General features: G+C 36.1%; 12 protein-coding genes. 9 read left to right on the forward strand and 3 right to left on the reverse strand.

Annotated features, from left to right (window positions below; translation table 11 throughout):
• Positions 1-32: 32 nt before the first annotated feature.
• Positions 33-1,161, forward strand: a protein-coding gene (gene prfB / locus ACFIM6_RS04880; protein WP_375611893.1) for a peptide chain release factor 2 whose coding sequence is annotated in 2 segments (ribosomal slippage) — positions 33-101 and positions 103-1,161 — 1,128 coding nt in all. Because the reading frame shifts where the segments join, the coding sequence is not laid out codon by codon here.
• 338 nt (positions 1,162-1,499) lie between these two features.
• Here the strand turns inward: prfB and ACFIM6_RS04885 are convergent.
• The 3 genes from ACFIM6_RS04885 to ACFIM6_RS04895 all read right to left on the reverse strand — a co-directional run bounded on the left by ACFIM6_RS04885 (position 1,500) and on the right by ACFIM6_RS04895 (position 4,433).
• The gene (locus ACFIM6_RS04885; RefSeq protein ID WP_375611894.1) at positions 1,500-1,985 is read right to left on the reverse strand and encodes a peroxiredoxin; all 486 of its coding nucleotides are present in this window, start codon (positions 1,983-1,985) and stop codon (positions 1,500-1,502) included.
• Positions 1,986-2,175: 190 nt separating this feature from the next.
• Positions 2,176-3,429, reverse strand: coding sequence for a tyrosine--tRNA ligase (gene tyrS / locus ACFIM6_RS04890; RefSeq protein ID WP_375611895.1), 1,254 nt, complete (start codon positions 3,427-3,429; stop codon positions 2,176-2,178).
• Positions 3,430-3,752: 323 nt separating this feature from the next.
• Positions 3,753-4,433, reverse strand: coding sequence for an alpha/beta hydrolase (locus ACFIM6_RS04895; RefSeq protein WP_375611896.1), 681 nt, complete (start codon positions 4,431-4,433; stop codon positions 3,753-3,755).
• A 160-nt stretch (positions 4,434-4,593) separates the two neighbouring features.
• Between ACFIM6_RS04895 and ACFIM6_RS04900 the strand changes: the two genes are divergently transcribed.
• From ACFIM6_RS04900 to ACFIM6_RS04935, 8 genes are all read left to right on the forward strand, one after another.
• Positions 4,594-5,769, forward strand: a complete 1,176-nt coding sequence (locus ACFIM6_RS04900) for a cysteine desulfurase family protein (RefSeq protein ID WP_375611897.1) — start codon at positions 4,594-4,596, stop codon at positions 5,767-5,769.
• A 139-nt stretch (positions 5,770-5,908) separates the two neighbouring features.
• The gene (gene sufB, locus ACFIM6_RS04905; protein WP_375611898.1) at positions 5,909-7,420 is read left to right on the forward strand and encodes a Fe-S cluster assembly protein SufB; all 1,512 of its coding nucleotides are present in this window, start codon (positions 5,909-5,911) and stop codon (positions 7,418-7,420) included.
• Between the two features lie 159 nt (positions 7,421-7,579).
• Positions 7,580-8,335 (forward strand): Fe-S cluster assembly ATPase SufC, encoded by a 756-nt coding sequence (gene sufC, locus ACFIM6_RS04910; protein WP_375611899.1) that lies wholly within the window; start codon positions 7,580-7,582, stop codon positions 8,333-8,335.
• 11 nt (positions 8,336-8,346) lie between these two features.
• Positions 8,347-9,609, forward strand: coding sequence for a Fe-S cluster assembly protein SufD (gene sufD, locus ACFIM6_RS04915; RefSeq protein WP_375611953.1), 1,263 nt, complete (start codon positions 8,347-8,349; stop codon positions 9,607-9,609).
• A gap of 10 nt (positions 9,610-9,619) precedes the next feature.
• Complete coding sequence (locus ACFIM6_RS04920; protein ID WP_375611900.1) at positions 9,620-10,864, forward strand: cysteine desulfurase; 1,245 nt, start codon at positions 9,620-9,622, stop codon at positions 10,862-10,864.
• The gene (locus ACFIM6_RS04925) at positions 10,857-11,258 is read left to right on the forward strand and encodes an SUF system Fe-S cluster assembly protein (RefSeq protein WP_375611901.1); all 402 of its coding nucleotides are present in this window, start codon (positions 10,857-10,859) and stop codon (positions 11,256-11,258) included. Before ACFIM6_RS04920 ends, ACFIM6_RS04925 begins: the two co-directional genes overlap by 8 nt.
• Before the next feature lie 83 nt (positions 11,259-11,341).
• A complete protein-coding gene (locus tag ACFIM6_RS04930) occupies positions 11,342-12,982 on the forward strand; it encodes a site-specific DNA-methyltransferase (RefSeq protein ID WP_375611902.1) in 1,641 nt (546 codons plus the stop codon).
• A 22-nt stretch (positions 12,983-13,004) separates the two neighbouring features.
• Positions 13,005-15,758 carry a DEAD/DEAH box helicase gene (locus ACFIM6_RS04935; RefSeq protein ID WP_375611903.1) on the forward strand — a complete coding sequence of 918 codons (2,754 nt, stop codon included), beginning with the start codon at positions 13,005-13,007 and terminating at the stop codon, positions 15,756-15,758.
• The last annotated feature ends 77 nt before the right edge of the window (positions 15,759-15,835 follow it).

A 15,835-nucleotide genomic window follows, 5' to 3' on the forward strand; every position in this document is an offset into this window, starting at 1 on the left:
AAAAAGAGTTTTTTAAAATACGGTGTTAAATTATGCGAGCAGAAATAGAAACATTAGTTGATGAAATCCAGAAAGCAATACAATTGCTAAGGGGGCATCTTTGACTGGGATCAATCACTAAAGCGTCTTGAATATCTTAATCAAAAAGCGGAAGATCCATCATTATGGGATGATGCACAACGAGCACAGGATATGATGCGTGAGCGTCAACGTCTTGATGATTCAATCAATGGTCTTTTATCATTTACAAAAACACTTGAAGAATGCATTGAGCTTATTGCGATGGGCGAAGAAGAAAGTGATGTGGAAATTATCGCTGATGCAGAAAGATCAATACGTAATCTTAAAAATGAGATAGATAAAAGGCAAATTGACGTACTTCTTTCAGGAGAGGCAGATCCGAATGATACCTATTTAGAAGTTCATGCTGGAGCAGGGGGAACAGAAAGCCAAGATTGGGCTTCTATGCTCTTACGTATGTATATGCGATGGGCTGAACAGCATGAAATGAAGGTTGAAATTTTAGAAATTCATGATGGAGAAGAAGCAGGAATAAAGTCAGCGACTATTCTTGTAAAAGGGCATAATGCTTATGGAATGTTAAAAACAGAATCAGGCGTTCATCGCTTAGTACGGATTTCTCCATTTGATTCGAATGCAAAGCGCCATACTTCTTTTGCGAGCATTTGGGTCTATCCAGTTATTGATGACAATATTGAAGTTGATGTTTCAGAGGCAGATGTGCGTATTGATACATATCGTGCATCTGGAGCAGGAGGACAACATGTTAACACAACAGATTCTGCTGTTCGCATCACACATATAAAAACGGGTATTGTTGTTCAATGTCAAACAGAGCGTTCTCAACATAAAAATCGCGCTACGGCTTGGTCGATGTTGCGTGCACGGCTTTATGAAGAAGAGCTTAAAAAAAGAGAAGAAGAAACCAATGCTGCTGAATCTTCTAAAACAGAAATCGGATGGGGACATCAAATTAGATCTTATGTTCTTCAACCCTATCAGCTTGTCAAAGATTTGCGTACAGGAATTGAAAATACGGATCCACAATCCGTACTTAATGGTAATTTAGATGCATTTATAGAGGCAGCACTCGCACGGCGCATTTATGGACAAGACAAAAAAACTGAGGATATTCGTTAATTACATATCCTTCCTTCAAGCCATGTAGATTTTTTCTTAAGCTGTTCGTTTTATGGATGCTGTGATGTTATATAGCCTTTGATACTTTAAAGGTTTAAAGGGGGATTTTCTTGTTCCTTTCTTCAACTTTTTCTCACACGCTAATTCTGCTTATGATATTGCAAGTGATAGGAAGAATCTGAAATCAGAAAATTTTGCGATATTCGGGGGACTAATATAAATGTAAAACAATTCATTATCCTTATAAATCAATATATTGTAAAAATTGAATCCGTTGAAAAACTAAAATCAATTAGGGAGAATAACTTTTGCTTTTGAAGGTAAATCAAACACTCAATTTACAAGTTACCATTATGATATAAAAGTGTTGCAGTAGCTAAAACATTTTCAGCATGCCCAGATACGCTTACTTTGCGCCATTCTTCTACTATTATTCCATTTGCATCAATTAAAAAAGTGCTCCGTTCAACTCCCATATATTTGCGTCCATACATGCTTTTCTCAACCCAAACACCATAAGCTTCGAGGGTCGTTTTTTCTTCATCAGAAACCAAGATGACATCAAGTTCATGTTTTATTTTAAATTTATCATGTTTTTTTACATTATCTGGAGAGATTCCAATAACAGCAACACCGATTTCATCAAATTTCATCTTTAATTTTGTGAAATCAAGTGCTTCACTTGTGCAACCACTGGTGTCATCTTTTGGATAAAAATATAAAACAACAGGCTTTCCTTTAAAGTCAGAAAGACACACTGTCTCTCCTCCATCGCGCGGCAAAGTAAAATCAGGAGCAAGAGCACCTTTCATTGGTCTTGTCATTGTTTTCATCTTTCTTTTTTGTGTAACAGGTATAAGATATCAGAGTACACAGAAGAAAAGAACTATTCAACTCTCTAGAATTTTATCGTTTTGAAGAGACTTTTATTTCCCTAACAAAATTCGCCCTATCACAACGATTGAATTGAAAGAACAAGCTCGACGTGAACAACATAAACAAAACAGCAAAAGATTATACTGGTTTCATCACAACATGTTTTTTCTTACCAAAAGAAAGTTTAATGGTTCCTTCTGCACTGACATCCCTTTCAATAATAAGATGTGTTTCATCCTTTATTATTTGATCATTTACACGGACACCTCCACCTTGAACGTGTCGGCGTGCCTCACTATTAGATCTAGCGAGTCCTGCTTGTACTAAAAGAGTGAGCAATCCAACACCTTTTTTTAATTCTGAGGCATTAATTTCAACAGTTGGAAGATTTTCTCCCAGAGTTTTTTCTTCAAACGTCTTGCGAGCCGTTTCTGCTGCTGCATCAGCAAGAACACGTCCATGCAACATTGCTGTAATTTCTGTTGCAAGAATTTTTTTTGCTTCGTTAATTTCAGTTCCTTGTAATAGAGAAAGTTTAAGAATCTCATCCATTGGCAATGGAGTATAGAGCTTTAGAAATCGTGTTACATCAGCATCTTCTGTATTGCGCCAGTATTGCCAAAATTGATAAGGTGAAAGTTTATCCGCATTTAGCCATACAGCCCCATTCAATGATTTACCCATTTTGGCACCGGAAGAGGTTGTCAGCAATGGTGATGTTAACGCATATAATTGCGGTGTTCCTAAACGATGTCCTAATTCGATTCCGTTAATAATGTTGCCCCACTGATCAGAGCCCCCCATTTGCATACGCAACCCATAACGTTTATAAAGTTCAACAAAGTCATAAGCTTGCAGAATCATATAATTAAACTCTAAGAATGACAAAGAGTGCTCACGCTCAAGTCTGAGTCTGACAGAATCAAATGACAACATACGGTTGACAGAAAAATGCTTTCCTACATCACGCAAAAATTCTAAGTAGTTTAAATTGCATAACCATTCAGCATTATTCACAATACAAGCATCGGTTTCTCGGTCACCGAATGTCAAATAGTTAGCAAATACCTTTTTAATACCATCAATATTTGTAGCAATATCATCTTGTGTCAGAAGACGTCGTGCTTCGTCTTTGAAGGAAGGATCACCAATCAATCCGGTCCCTCCGCCCATTAAAGCAATGGGGCGATGACCCGTTTTTTGTAACCAATAAAGCATCATAATCTGAAGAAGACTTCCAGCATGTAAACTCGATGCTGTTGGATCAAATCCAGTATAAGCGCTTACAGTTTCTTTTGAAAAAAGATCATCTAAGCCTTTTTCATCTGAAATTTGGTGGATAAAACCACGTTCGCTCATAATGTGTAAAAAATCAGATTTAAAGGCAAACACAGATTTAATTTCCTAATTTAAGAGTGCATTTATTGTATATAATAGGCGATTATATAACGAATTATTAATGCGTTATCTATCATAACTGACGCACACCTCACAAGAGAAAGAGACATATTGGTAATATAAAGATAATAATACAGGTATTATTATCTTTATACGCTAAAAAAGAGACTTCTTAGTAATAGAAAAAAGGTATGCTGTTATTCTCATTTCTATCCTGAAATAAAATTTAGAAAAGTTTTAAATGCAGACTAAAAAAATTACTTTGTTATGATCAGAGACAATTTTTGCTAATTTTTTTATAAATCTATCGTATTTTCCTAAGTTAGTGAAAGTATTTCAGGAGGAGGAGCGAGAAGTTCATTGGAGATATGGTTATCCAAATAGTGGGTACATCGCTCAATAAGTTTTTCATGACATCCACTGAAAAAGTGATTAGCTTCTTCCAATATTTCTTGTGTGATGATGATACCTTTTTGTGTTTTTAATTTATCGACAAGTATTTGAACATCTTTTGGAGGGGAAACTTTATCGATACCGCCATGAATGATAAGTCCAGAAGAGGGACAAGGTGCAAGAAATGAAAAGTCATAAACATTAGGCTGAGGGGCAACTGAGATAAATCCCTCAATTTCTGGTCGGCGCATTAAAAGCTGCATACCAATCCATGCTCCAAATGAGTATCCTGCTACCCAACAATTTTTAGAATCTGGATGTTGTGTTTGAACCCAATCGAGAGCAGCAGCAGCATCTGAAAGTTCTCCTATTCCATAATCAAATTCACCCTGACTACGACCAATACCACGAAAGTTAAAACGTAAAGTTGTAAAGCCACGTTGTTGGAACATATAAAAGAGGTCATAGACAATTTTATGATTCATAGTTCCACCAAATTGGGGATGAGGATGCAAAATGATCGCAATGGGTGCATTTTTTTGTTGTGAAGGTTGATAACGCCCTTCGAGCCGACCCGCGGGACCGTTAAAAATAATTTCTGGCATAAAATGCTCCTTAATGCAATAAAGGACTCTCTTTGACCCTAGTCGACTTTTACCATAGAATCTCTTAAATAATTATTAGATATTCTTTTTTTAGTGCACTTTTCAAGAAAAATGCGCTATTTTTTCAATCAATTCATAAGATTAATGATTGCGATGTAAAATGGTTATAAAACGCCGATATTTTGATCATAACGCAACAACACCGCTCAAAAAAGTGGCACGGATGGCGTTACTGGAATCTTTAGAGATATTTGGTAATCCATCATCGGTTCATAAGGAAGGGCGTGCCGCTAAAACTTTGTTGCAAAAGGCCCGTCGGCAAATCGCTGAAAATCTGAAAACAGATCCAGATCACGTGGTATTTACCTCTGGTGCGAGTGAAGCTGCAATGACTTTGTTAACACCCTTTTACAATATGGGGAAAGCAAAAGTTAAATTTTCTCACCTTTACCTTGGAGCGACTGAACATCCCTCTGTTGCAGAGGGAGGACGTTTTTCTAAAGAGTTGATAAGCGTCATTGATGTTGATCAAGATGGGCTCATACAACAAGATAAATTAACATCACTCTTAACGGTTCACGATAAAACAAAAGGTTTACCTCTTGTTGCTATTCAAGCTGCAAATAGTGAAACGGGTGTTATTCAACCGTTAACAGAAATCGCCGCTATTGTTCGGGATTTAGGAGGCACTCTTATAGTTGATTTAACACAATATGTAGATAAAAATTTTGTGGATATTCATCAGCTAGGAGGAGACTTTTTTATACTGTCTGCACATAAAGTTGGCGGTCCTAAAGGAATCGGTGCTTTTGTTTCATGTGGTAATCTTCTCATGCCACACCCTCTTATTATTGGGGGAGGACAAGAAAAAGGTCTCCGTGGAGGAACAGAAGCATTGCCCCTTATTGCTGCTTTTGGGGCAGCAATGACTGATTGCTTCACACAGGAGGAAATAAAACAGTTAATATATTTACGCAATAAATTAGAAGCTGGACTACAAAAAATAAGTAAAAATGTTGATATTTTTGGCAAAAGAGTTCAACGTTTGCCAAATACAACTTACTTTACCGTGAAAAATATAAAAGCTGAAACGATGCAAATTGCTTTTGATTTAGAAGGGTTTTCTTTATCATCCGGCTCTGCTTGTTCTTCAGGAAAAGTAAAACAAAGCAAAGTGTTGGAGGCAATGGGGTATCATGTTCCAAATGGTGCCATTCGCATTTCGCTAGGACGTGGCACAACTTCTGAAGATATTGATGATTTTCTGTCGTTTTTTTCTCAAATTATAAGCAGGAAAAAAGGGGAAGATTTATCATCAGAAAGTTATAAAAATTAGAATTATTTTAAAAATAAAATAAGTTTGATTGAAATTTTTGCGCTTTACCTATAGCCTAGGAGATAACTTGCTTACTTTAATCTTGTAAAAAACAAGACTTTAGTTACCGGTTTTTGACGCCAAAAAATGGAGAAAATTGATGCCGGCAGTACAAGAAACGATACGCCAAGTACGTGAAATAGATGTTGACCAATATAAATATGGTTTTGAAACCAATATTGAAACCGATAAAGCTCCAAAAGGCTTAAATGAGGATATTATTAAATTTATTTCCGCTAAAAAAAATGAGCCTGAATGGATGCTAACATGGCGCTTAAAAGCTTACCGCCGTTGGCTGACAATGCAAGAGCCTCATTGGGCGCGTCTTGAATATCCTAAAATTGATTTTCAGGAGCTTTATTATTATGCTGCTCCCAAAAATCATACAGGACCAAAATCTTTGGATGAAGTGGATCCTGAGTTATTAGCAACGTACGAAAAACTTGGCATTCCCCTTAAAGAACAAGAGATTTTGGCAGGAGTAAGAAAACAGTCTGATCCCTCCACTTTTGATGACAGTATGTCTGTATCGGGGCAGGTGGCTGTTGATGCAGTCTTTGATTCTGTTTCTGTTGTAACAACATTCAAAAAAGAGCTGGCACGCGCCGGTGTGATTTTTTGTTCTATTTCAGAGGCGATTATTGAACATTCTGAGCTTATTAAAGAATATTTAGGAACAGTTGTACCTATAAGTGATAATTATTATGCGGCCTTAAATGCTGCTGTCTTTACAGATGGTTCATTTGTTTATATTCCCAAAGGGGTTCGTTGTCCTATGGAGCTTTCAACTTATTTTAGGATTAATGAACGCAACACTGGCCAATTTGAACGAACATTGATTATTGCCGCTGAAGATTCCTATGTTTCTTATCTTGAAGGGTGTACAGCACCCCAACGTGATGAAAACCAACTTCATGCTGCTGTTGTTGAGCTTATTGCCCTTGAAAATGCAGAGATTAAATATTCTACAGTACAAAACTGGTATCCTGGCGATAAAGATGGCAAGGGCGGTATTTATAATTTTGTGACGAAGCGTGGAGATTGTCGAGGTGATAGCTCTAAAATTTCATGGACACAAGTTGAAACCGGTTCTGCGATTACTTGGAAATATCCATCCTGCTTACTCCGTGGTAATAATGCGCGTGGAGAATTTTATTCTATTGCTGTTGCAAACGGTTATCAACAAATTGATTCTGGTACAAAAATGATTCATTTGGGAGAGAATACATCCAGTCGCATTATTTCCAAAGGTATTTCTGCAGGTTTTTCAAATAACACTTATCGGGGACAAGTCACAGCGCATCGAAAAGCACAAAATGCGCGTAACTTTACGCAATGTGATAGTTTGTTAATCGGAAATGATTGTGGTGCGCATACAGTTCCTTATATTGAAGCAAAAAATGCAACAGCTCAGTTTGAACATGAAGCCACAACATCAAAAATTTCTGATGACCAACTTTTTTATGTTATGCAAAGAGGAATTCCGGAAGAAGAAGCTATCGCATTAATTGTAAATGGTTTTGTAAAAGAGGTCATTCAAAAACTTCCCATGGAATTTGCTGTCGAAGCACAAAAGCTTATTAGTATTAGCCTTGAAGGTAGTGTTGGATAATTTTATTTAATTAGATAAATAGAAGACTTTATGTAAAAAGGCTGTAACGGTAGCACATAATGCTAAAAATGACCTCTATGGTAATTACAAAAGTAGATGGATGCTAAGGTAAAATAATACGCATTGATATCTGAAAAACAGCCAAAACAGGATTAAATTATGTTAGAGATCAAAAATTTGTACGCCCGTATTGCTGAAACCGATACAGAAATTATTCGTGGTTTAAACTTGACAGTTCAAGATGGAGAAGTTGCCGCTATCATGGGACAAAATGGAGCCGGAAAATCAACTTTATCTTATTTGCTTGCTGGTCGTGATGATTATGAAATAACAGAAGGAGATATTCTCTATAATGGACAATCACTTTTAGAAATGGATCCAGCAGAACGTGCTGCATATGGTGTTTTTCTTGCATTTCAATATCCAATGGAAATACCAGGGGTAGCAACAATGGAATTTTTAAAAGTTGCGATGAATTCTCAACGCAAAGCGCGAGGTGACGAAGAACTTAAAATTCCTGAATTTATAAAATGTGTTAAAGAAGTTTCAGCCAAACTTGAAATAGATATGGATATGCTAAAGCGTCCATTAAATGTAGGTTTTTCAGGTGGAGAAAAAAAACGCGCTGAAATTTTACAAATGGCACTTCTTGAACCTACACTTTGCATTTTAGATGAAACGGATTCTGGCTTAGATATTGATGCACTAAAAATTGTTGCAGATGGTGTTAATAAACTTCGGGATTCAAAACGTTCATTTTTGGTGATTACCCATTATCAACGGCTGCTTAATTATATTATTCCTGATACGGTACATGTTCTTTATAAAGGACAAATTATCAAAAGCGGTGATAAATCCTTAGCGCTTTATTTAGAGGAAAATGGGTATGCTGATCTTATTAGGGAAGCGGTTTGAGGTTATTAAATATGAATGCACAGCAAAACTTGTTAGCGGTTGAAGAAAATATACTCAGTAATTTTAATCAGTATGTAAACCACTTACCTGGTGATAAAGCTGTACAGGAAATCCGCAAGAAAACTATTGAGCAGTTTCAAACGACACGGCTTCCTTCCCGTAAAATCGAAAGTTGGCATTATACCAATCTGCGTACCTTACTGAAGTCTATTAGCAATTTTTCAAAAGTTCAAGACAATCAATTGGTTGATGCATTGCTTTCAGAAAGTGCTGTTTTCTCCATAAACAATGGAAAAACATCGATAGAGTCAAAGGTAGACAACATTGCAGTAAAACGCCTTTCAGACGCATTAGAAGATAATTCTGTACAGATAAATCAAAACATTTCTGATGAAGATTTTATTGGACAGTTAAATACAGCTTTTGTTACAGATGGTTGGCTTTTTCACATCCCTGAAAATACAAAGTTAAATATCCCCATTGAATTACAAAATATACAAATGGGGGGACAATCTCATATTTTTTCGGATATAAAAGTTGATAAAAATAGTCAAGTTATGTTTATTGAACATCAGGTTGGCAATGATAAAGATACCTTTGTCAGTTCAATATTTTCATTAAATGTTGCTGCTGATAGTGATGTTACGTGGATTCTCATTCGCAATCGTGATTTTAATTCTACACAATTTGGTCGATTTTGTGCTGTTCTTGATCAAAGAGCGAAGTTATCACTTTATGTCATTAATATAGGGAGTCAATTAAATCGCCAAGAAATCGATATTGAATTACAGGGAGAAGAATCTGATTTTCAATTACGCGTCATAAATTTATTATCAGGACAAACACATAGTGATCTTACAATGACTGTTCGTCACGTGGAAGAAAAATCAACATCAACCGAAATTATACGCAATGTGGTTACAGATAAGGCTGTTGGTGTTTTCCAAGGAATAATACGTGTTTCTCAAAAAGCGCAAAAAACAGATGCACGCATGGCTTGTAATAGCCTTATTCTTTCAGATGATGCAGAATTTAATGCAAAGCCTGAACTGGAGATTTTTGCTGATGATGTTGCATGTGGTCATGGTGCAACAGTTGCTAATATTAATCATGATTATCTTTTTTATCTTATGACACGTGGTATCCCATTTAAAACGGCGCGAGCACTTTTGATTAAAGGATTTATCTCTGAGCTCATTGATGACATCAAGCAAGATAATATTCAAATCGTTTTGGAGAATATCATTAGTAAATGGCTTGAAAAAAATGTTTAAGGTAGAAAAAATGGAAAATAACGTACAAACATTTACTTATAATGTCGAAGAAATTCGGCGTGATTTTCCTATTTTGCACCATCAAGTTTATGGAAAGCGATTAGCATATCTTGATAGTAGTGCTTCTGCCCAAAAACCAATGTCAGTACTCAATGCAATGAATAATTATTATCACTATAGTTATGCTAATGTGCATAGGGGAATGTATTTTTTAGCCAATATAGCAACACAATCCTATGAAAATTCTCGTGAAACCGTTCGTGTTTTTCTAAATGCTCAAAAAGCTGAAGAAATTGTTTTTACGAAAAATGCAACAGAAGCTATTAATACTGTTGCTTATGGTTGGGCGATGCCAAAACTCAAGGAAGGTGATGAGATTGTTCTAACGATCATGGAACATCATTCAAATATTATTCCTTGGCATTTTCTCCGTGAACAAAAAGGTGTTAAACTTATTTTTGTTCCTGTCGATGAAAATGGTGTTCTGCACATTGAAGATTTCCAAAAGGCTTTAAGCGAAAAAACGCGGCTTGTTGCTATAACGCATATGTCCAATATATTAGGAACTGTGCCTCCTGTTAAAGAGATTATTAAACTAGCACATCAAAATTCTATTCCGGTTCTTGTTGATGGTTCTCAAGGAGCAGTACATTTAACCGTTGATGTGCAAGATCTCAATTGTGATTGGTATGTCTTTACAGGTCATAAGCTTTATGGACCCACTGGTATTGGTGTTTTGTATGGTAAAGAAGATAGGTTAGAAGAAATGCGTCCTTTTCAAGGGGGAGGGGAAATGATCGAGGAGGTAACAACCGATAAGGTTTTTTATAATGCTCCTCCTTACCGTTTTGAAGCAGGCACTCCTCCTATCGTTGAAGCTATTGGATTAACTGCGGCTATTGATTATATACAAGAGAAAGGTCGTAACACGATTCATGCCCATGAGAGGTCCCTTTTAGCTTATGCGCAGGAAAAACTTAAAATGGTTGAGTCATTGCGTATTTATGGTCATTCTCCCAATAAAGGAGCTATTATATCATTTATAATTGAAGGGATTCACGCCCATGATATCGCTATGTTTATTGATAGAAAAGGGGTTGCAATACGTGCGGGAACTCATTGTGCACAGCCTTTATTACAGCGCTTTGGTCTAACATCTATTTGCCGCGCATCGTTAGCCATGTATAACACTCAAGAGGATATAGATCAATTAGTAGAAGCATTGCAAGAAACAAGGACATTTTTTAATGGCTGAATCAATTGAAGAGCGTCATTCTACAGAATCCGTTGAAACTGTAAGCGAAAATAAAAAATCTTACATATCAGCAATGCCAGCAGACGAAATTGATCGTATGACAAATGATATTATTGCTGCTCTCAAAACAGTTTATGACCCAGAGATTCCTGCTGATATTTATGAGCTAGGACTGATTTATCGTATTGATATTGAAGATGATCGTTCAGTAAAAATTGAAATGACTCTTACAGCACCGGGATGTCCTGTTGCAGGTGAAATGCCGGGGTGGGTAGAAAATGCAGTCAGTGCAGTTGAAGGGGTTTCGTATGTTGAAGTCACTATGACTTTTGATCCACCATGGACACCTGATTGTATGTCAGAAGAAGCTCAAATTGCTGTCGGATGGTACTAAAAGTATTGTTAAGAGACTCTAATTTAGCCATTCATGAATAAGCTGTTTACTTTTCATAAGCGTTTAAATTTAAGGACGATCGCATGAGTTATAATAAACAAAAACTAGAACTCACTTGGATTGGAAAAGAAAAACGCCCAAAACTAGAGCCTCGTATTTTATTGGAAGATCTTGAAAAATCTTATCACGCTTCGCATCAAATATCATCCCAAGATATTTTTGATAATAAACTCATTTTTGGTGATAATTTACTCGCACTCAAAGCGCTTGAACAAGAATATATGGGGAAGGTAAAATGTATCTATATCGATCCGCCTTATAATACAGGCAATGCCTTTGAACATTATGAAGATGGTTTAGAGCATTCCATATGGCTCAGCCTTATGAGAGACAGGCTAGAATTGTTACATCATTTACTGGCGGATGATGGAAGTATCTGGATATCAATTGATGATGATGAACAAGCCTATCTTAAAGTGATGATGGATGAAATTTTTGGTCGCCAAAATTTCATCAACAATATTATTTGGCAAAAGAAATATGCTCCACAAAATGATACAAAATGGCTTTCTGATAATCATGATTTTATAATGGTTTATGCTAAAGATAAAACGATTTGGCGCCCTCAATTGCTTCCTCGTTCAAGCGATATGGATGCGCGCTATAAAAATCCTGATAATGATCCTCGCGGTCCTTGGAAATCTGGAGATTTATCTGTAAAAAGAGTAACACCTAAGGATATTTATGAAATCATCACACCTTCTGGACGCAAGGTAATGCCTCCTAATGGTAGAAGTTGGGCTATGAATAAAAAAAAATTCTTTGAATTATTGAATGATAATCGTATTTGGTTTGGTCCAACAGGAAGTAATGTTCCTTCTATGAAACGTTTTTTATCAGAGGTAAAAAATGGTATGGTTTCAATGACCATTTGGCCTTATCAGGAAGTTGGCCATAATCAAGATGCAAAAAAAGAAGCCAAAGTCTTCAATTTTGATAGTGTCTTTACAACTCCTAAACCGGAACGTTTAATGGAACGCATTATTCAACTTGCCACTAATCCCGGTGATCTTGTACTGGATTCTTTTGCTGGTTCTGGCACAACCGGTGCTGTTGCCCATAAAATGGGAAGGAAGTGGATTATGATTGAACTTGGTGAGCATTGTCACACCCACATTATCCCTCGTTTAAAACAAGTCATTGATGGAACTGATCAAGGGGGAATTTCCAAAAGTGTCAATTGGCAAGGTGGCGGGGGATTCCGTTATTATCGCCTTGCACCTTCCCTGTTGCAAAAAGATCCATGGGGACAATGGATTATTAGTCGCGAATATAATGCTGCCATGCTATCAGAAGCCATGTGCAAACATATGGGATTTACCTACGCACCTGATGAAAATCATTATTGGATGCAAGGGTATTCAACCGAAACAGATTATATTTATGTCACAACAAGCGCTATGACCCATGAACAACTCCGTATAATGAGTGAAGAGGTAGGCTCTCATCGCACGTTGCTGATTTGTGGTACAGCCTTTGATACAAAATCAGCATCCTTTGAAAATCTGACACTCACTAAAATCCCCCGTGCAATATTAGAAAAATGCGAATGGGGAAGGGACGATTACAGTTTAAATGTAGCCAATCTTGAACCAGTGATTGTGGTAAAAGAAAACAGCAAAAATAAAGATATTGCGCAAGCAGAATTAGATCTATTTGAATAATATATAAAAAGCGGAGTTTTTCATGAACACTGTTAAAAAAAGGATTTCTGCTCGCTTATCGTTACGTGATCCTCAACGTGAATCTTTAAATATTTTGGTAAAAATCTTAGAAAATATAGAGCTTTCTAAAAATGCTGATTTTGTTACAGAGTTAGAAGTGATAAAAAATCTTTATCCTTCTGTACAAGATTTTGAACGAAATTTTCCCTCTTTTTGTTTTGCCTTAGCAACGGGTGTTGGGAAAACGCGACTTATGGGGGCTTTTATCAGCTATCTTTATTTAACAGGTCATAGTCGCCATTTTTTTGTTTTAGCGCCAAATTTGACTATTTATGAAAAGTTAAAACAGGATTTTAGTCCCCAAAGTCCGAAGTATGTTTTCAGTGGAATGAGTGAATTTATTGCCAATAGACCCGTTATTATTACAGGTGAAGATTATGAAAGTGGTAAAGGTATTCGCGTTGATGAACACCATATTCAAGGACAAAAGCGTTTGTTTGAGAATGGAGATACGGCCTTTATCAATATTTTTAATATTTCTAAAATTAATACAACGGATAATAAAAAAGGCGCACTAAAATCTAGTATTCCGCGAATTAAACGCTTACAAGAAACGATTGGTGAAAGTTATTTTGATTATCTCGCAAATCTTCCTGATTTAGTTTTGTTAATGGATGAAGCACATCGTTATCGAGCTTCTGCTGGTGCGGCAGCAATTAATGAGTTAAAACCTGTTTTAGGAATAGAGCTTACAGCGACACCAAAAACAATAGGTGCAAAACCCGTAGATTTTAAAAATGTTGTCTATAGTTATTCACTTGCAGAGGCTATGAGAGATGGTTTTGTAAAAGAGCCTGCTGTTGCTACACGTAAAGATTTTCAACCTCAAAATTATACATCTGAACAATTAGAACATATCAAATTACAAGATGCAATTCATGCCCATGAAAACGTGAAAGCAGATTTAATTGTCTATGCAAAAGATTATAACAGAAAGTTCGTTAAGCCTTTTATTTTAGTTGTCGCTCAAGATACAAATCATGCACAGAAATTGCGTGATTTATTGGAATCAGATGATTTTTTTGCAGGAGCTTATAAGGGAAAAGTTATAGAGATTCATACAAAACAGTCGAATATAGAAGAAGATCAAAATATTCAAAAGCTGATTGCAATTGAAGATTCTCATGACTCAACAGAAATTGTTATTCACGTTAATAAATTAAAGGAGGGGTGGGATGTTACGAATCTCTATACTATTGTACCGTTGCGTGCATCGGCTTCAGAAATTTTAACAGAGCAAACAATTGGGCGTGGATTGCGTTTGCCTTATGGGTATAGAACAGGCGTGGAAGCTATTGATCGTTTAACAATTATTGCGCATGATCGTTTTCAAGATATTATTGATCGTGCAAACGATCCAAACTCAATTATAAAAAAGCATATTGAGATTGGAACAGGAGGGAATATCCCCTTTGAAAAGACCGATATAGTGACAGTTCCAAGTCAAGTAGAAGCTTTATTGATGCAAACGATGGTAATACGTAATTCCGATATAAATGGAGCATTTTCTGATTTACAAGGTATCATATTACGTCATACAGATTCCCCTACATTAACACCTGAAGAGCAAGATATTGCAGCGATCGCGTGGGATCTTATCAAAGAGAATGATAAATTGCCAAGTTCTCAAATGCTTTGTTCTGCACAGATGCAAGAAAAAATTGCTAATAAAGTTATGAATATTAAGCCTTCATCACAAAAGTCTCTTGTATCAAAAGTGGTGACAATTCTGACAAAACAATTAACAGAATTTATAATAAATATTCCAAATATTATACTCATTCCTTCGCGTGATGTTACTTATGGTTTTTATGATTTTGATTTGGAAAATTTAGAAAACTTAAATTTTCAACCTGTTAGTAAAGAACTTTTAATTCGAGAATTGCGTACCCATAAAAGCATTTTTCTCACATCTAAGAATGAATATGTCAAAGAGCCTTATCTTGAAAACTATATCATTCGTGGTTTGATTGATAATGACTTTGTCGATTATGATAACCATACGCTCTTATTACGAAAATTAGCTAGTCAGATAGTAGAACATTTCCGATCTTATTTACCCAATGATACAGCTGTTGAGAACGTATTAATTCACTATCAGCACAAGCTTACTAGTTTTATTGTTGCGCAATTAAGAGAACATCAATGGGAAACGCAAAAAGATTATGCGGTTAAAGTTACACGAGGTTTTACAATTTTACAACCTATCCATTATGTGTTGCCGCAAGGGACGTCTCCTCTTGATTTTCGTAATATTCCTGCCATTAAAAGCGATATTAAAAAACTTGTATTCAGCGGCTTTAGAAAATGCTGTTATCCTTTACAAAAGTTTGATTCAGTAGAAGGGGAATTACGATTTGCTCAAATATTAGAGGATGATGCACAAGTCTTGAAATGGATGAAACCCGCTCGAGGTTTTTTCAAGATAGAATATGATAAAGGATCAATCTATGAACCAGACTTTGTTGTAGAAACGAAGGATGCCAAATATCTTTGTGAGCCTAAAAAAGCCTCTGAAATGCAAAATCCTATTGTTTTAAAAAAGAGAGAAGCTGCAGTTCAATGGTGTTGTCATGCAACGCGCTATGCGGCGACTTATGGCGATAAAAAATGGTATTATGTTCTTATTCCCCATGATGCTATTAAAGCAAATAGTAGTTTTGAAGGTTTGTGTGCAGAGTTTACCATTTCAGAATCTATACTTGAGAGCTTATAACTTTTTGCTTCAAAAATAAAACACTTAAGTTTTTTAATTGACGGGTGTGAGGTTTAATCAAATGTTTGAATAATTAT

This window comes from Bartonella sp. AA9NXGY (genome assembly GCF_042196845.1).
Taxonomy (GTDB): domain Bacteria; phylum Pseudomonadota; class Alphaproteobacteria; order Rhizobiales; family Rhizobiaceae; genus Bartonella.

Bases quoted from the DNA above. Each gene is read 5' to 3' on its own strand.
- ACFIM6_RS04885 (WP_375611894.1), bottom strand. From the start codon at position 1,985: ATGACAAGACCAATGAAAGGTGCTCTTGCTCCTGATTTTACTTTGCCG.
- ACFIM6_RS04895 (WP_375611896.1), bottom strand. From the start codon at position 4,433: ATGCCAGAAATTATTTTTAACGGTCCCGCGGGTCGGCTCGAAGGGCGT.
- ACFIM6_RS04900 (WP_375611897.1), top strand. From the start codon at position 4,594: ATGGTTATAAAACGCCGATATTTTGATCATAACGCAACAACACCGCTC.
- sufB (WP_375611898.1), top strand. From the start codon at position 5,909: ATGCCGGCAGTACAAGAAACGATACGCCAAGTACGTGAAATAGATGTT.
- sufC (WP_375611899.1), top strand. From the start codon at position 7,580: ATGTTAGAGATCAAAAATTTGTACGCCCGTATTGCTGAAACCGATACA.
- sufD (WP_375611953.1), top strand. From the start codon at position 8,347: ATGAATGCACAGCAAAACTTGTTAGCGGTTGAAGAAAATATACTCAGT.
- ACFIM6_RS04920 (WP_375611900.1), top strand. From the start codon at position 9,620: ATGGAAAATAACGTACAAACATTTACTTATAATGTCGAAGAAATTCGG.
- ACFIM6_RS04925 (WP_375611901.1), top strand. From the start codon at position 10,857: ATGGCTGAATCAATTGAAGAGCGTCATTCTACAGAATCCGTTGAAACT.
- ACFIM6_RS04930 (WP_375611902.1), top strand. From the start codon at position 11,342: ATGAGTTATAATAAACAAAAACTAGAACTCACTTGGATTGGAAAAGAA.
- ACFIM6_RS04935 (WP_375611903.1), top strand. From the start codon at position 13,005: ATGAACACTGTTAAAAAAAGGATTTCTGCTCGCTTATCGTTACGTGAT.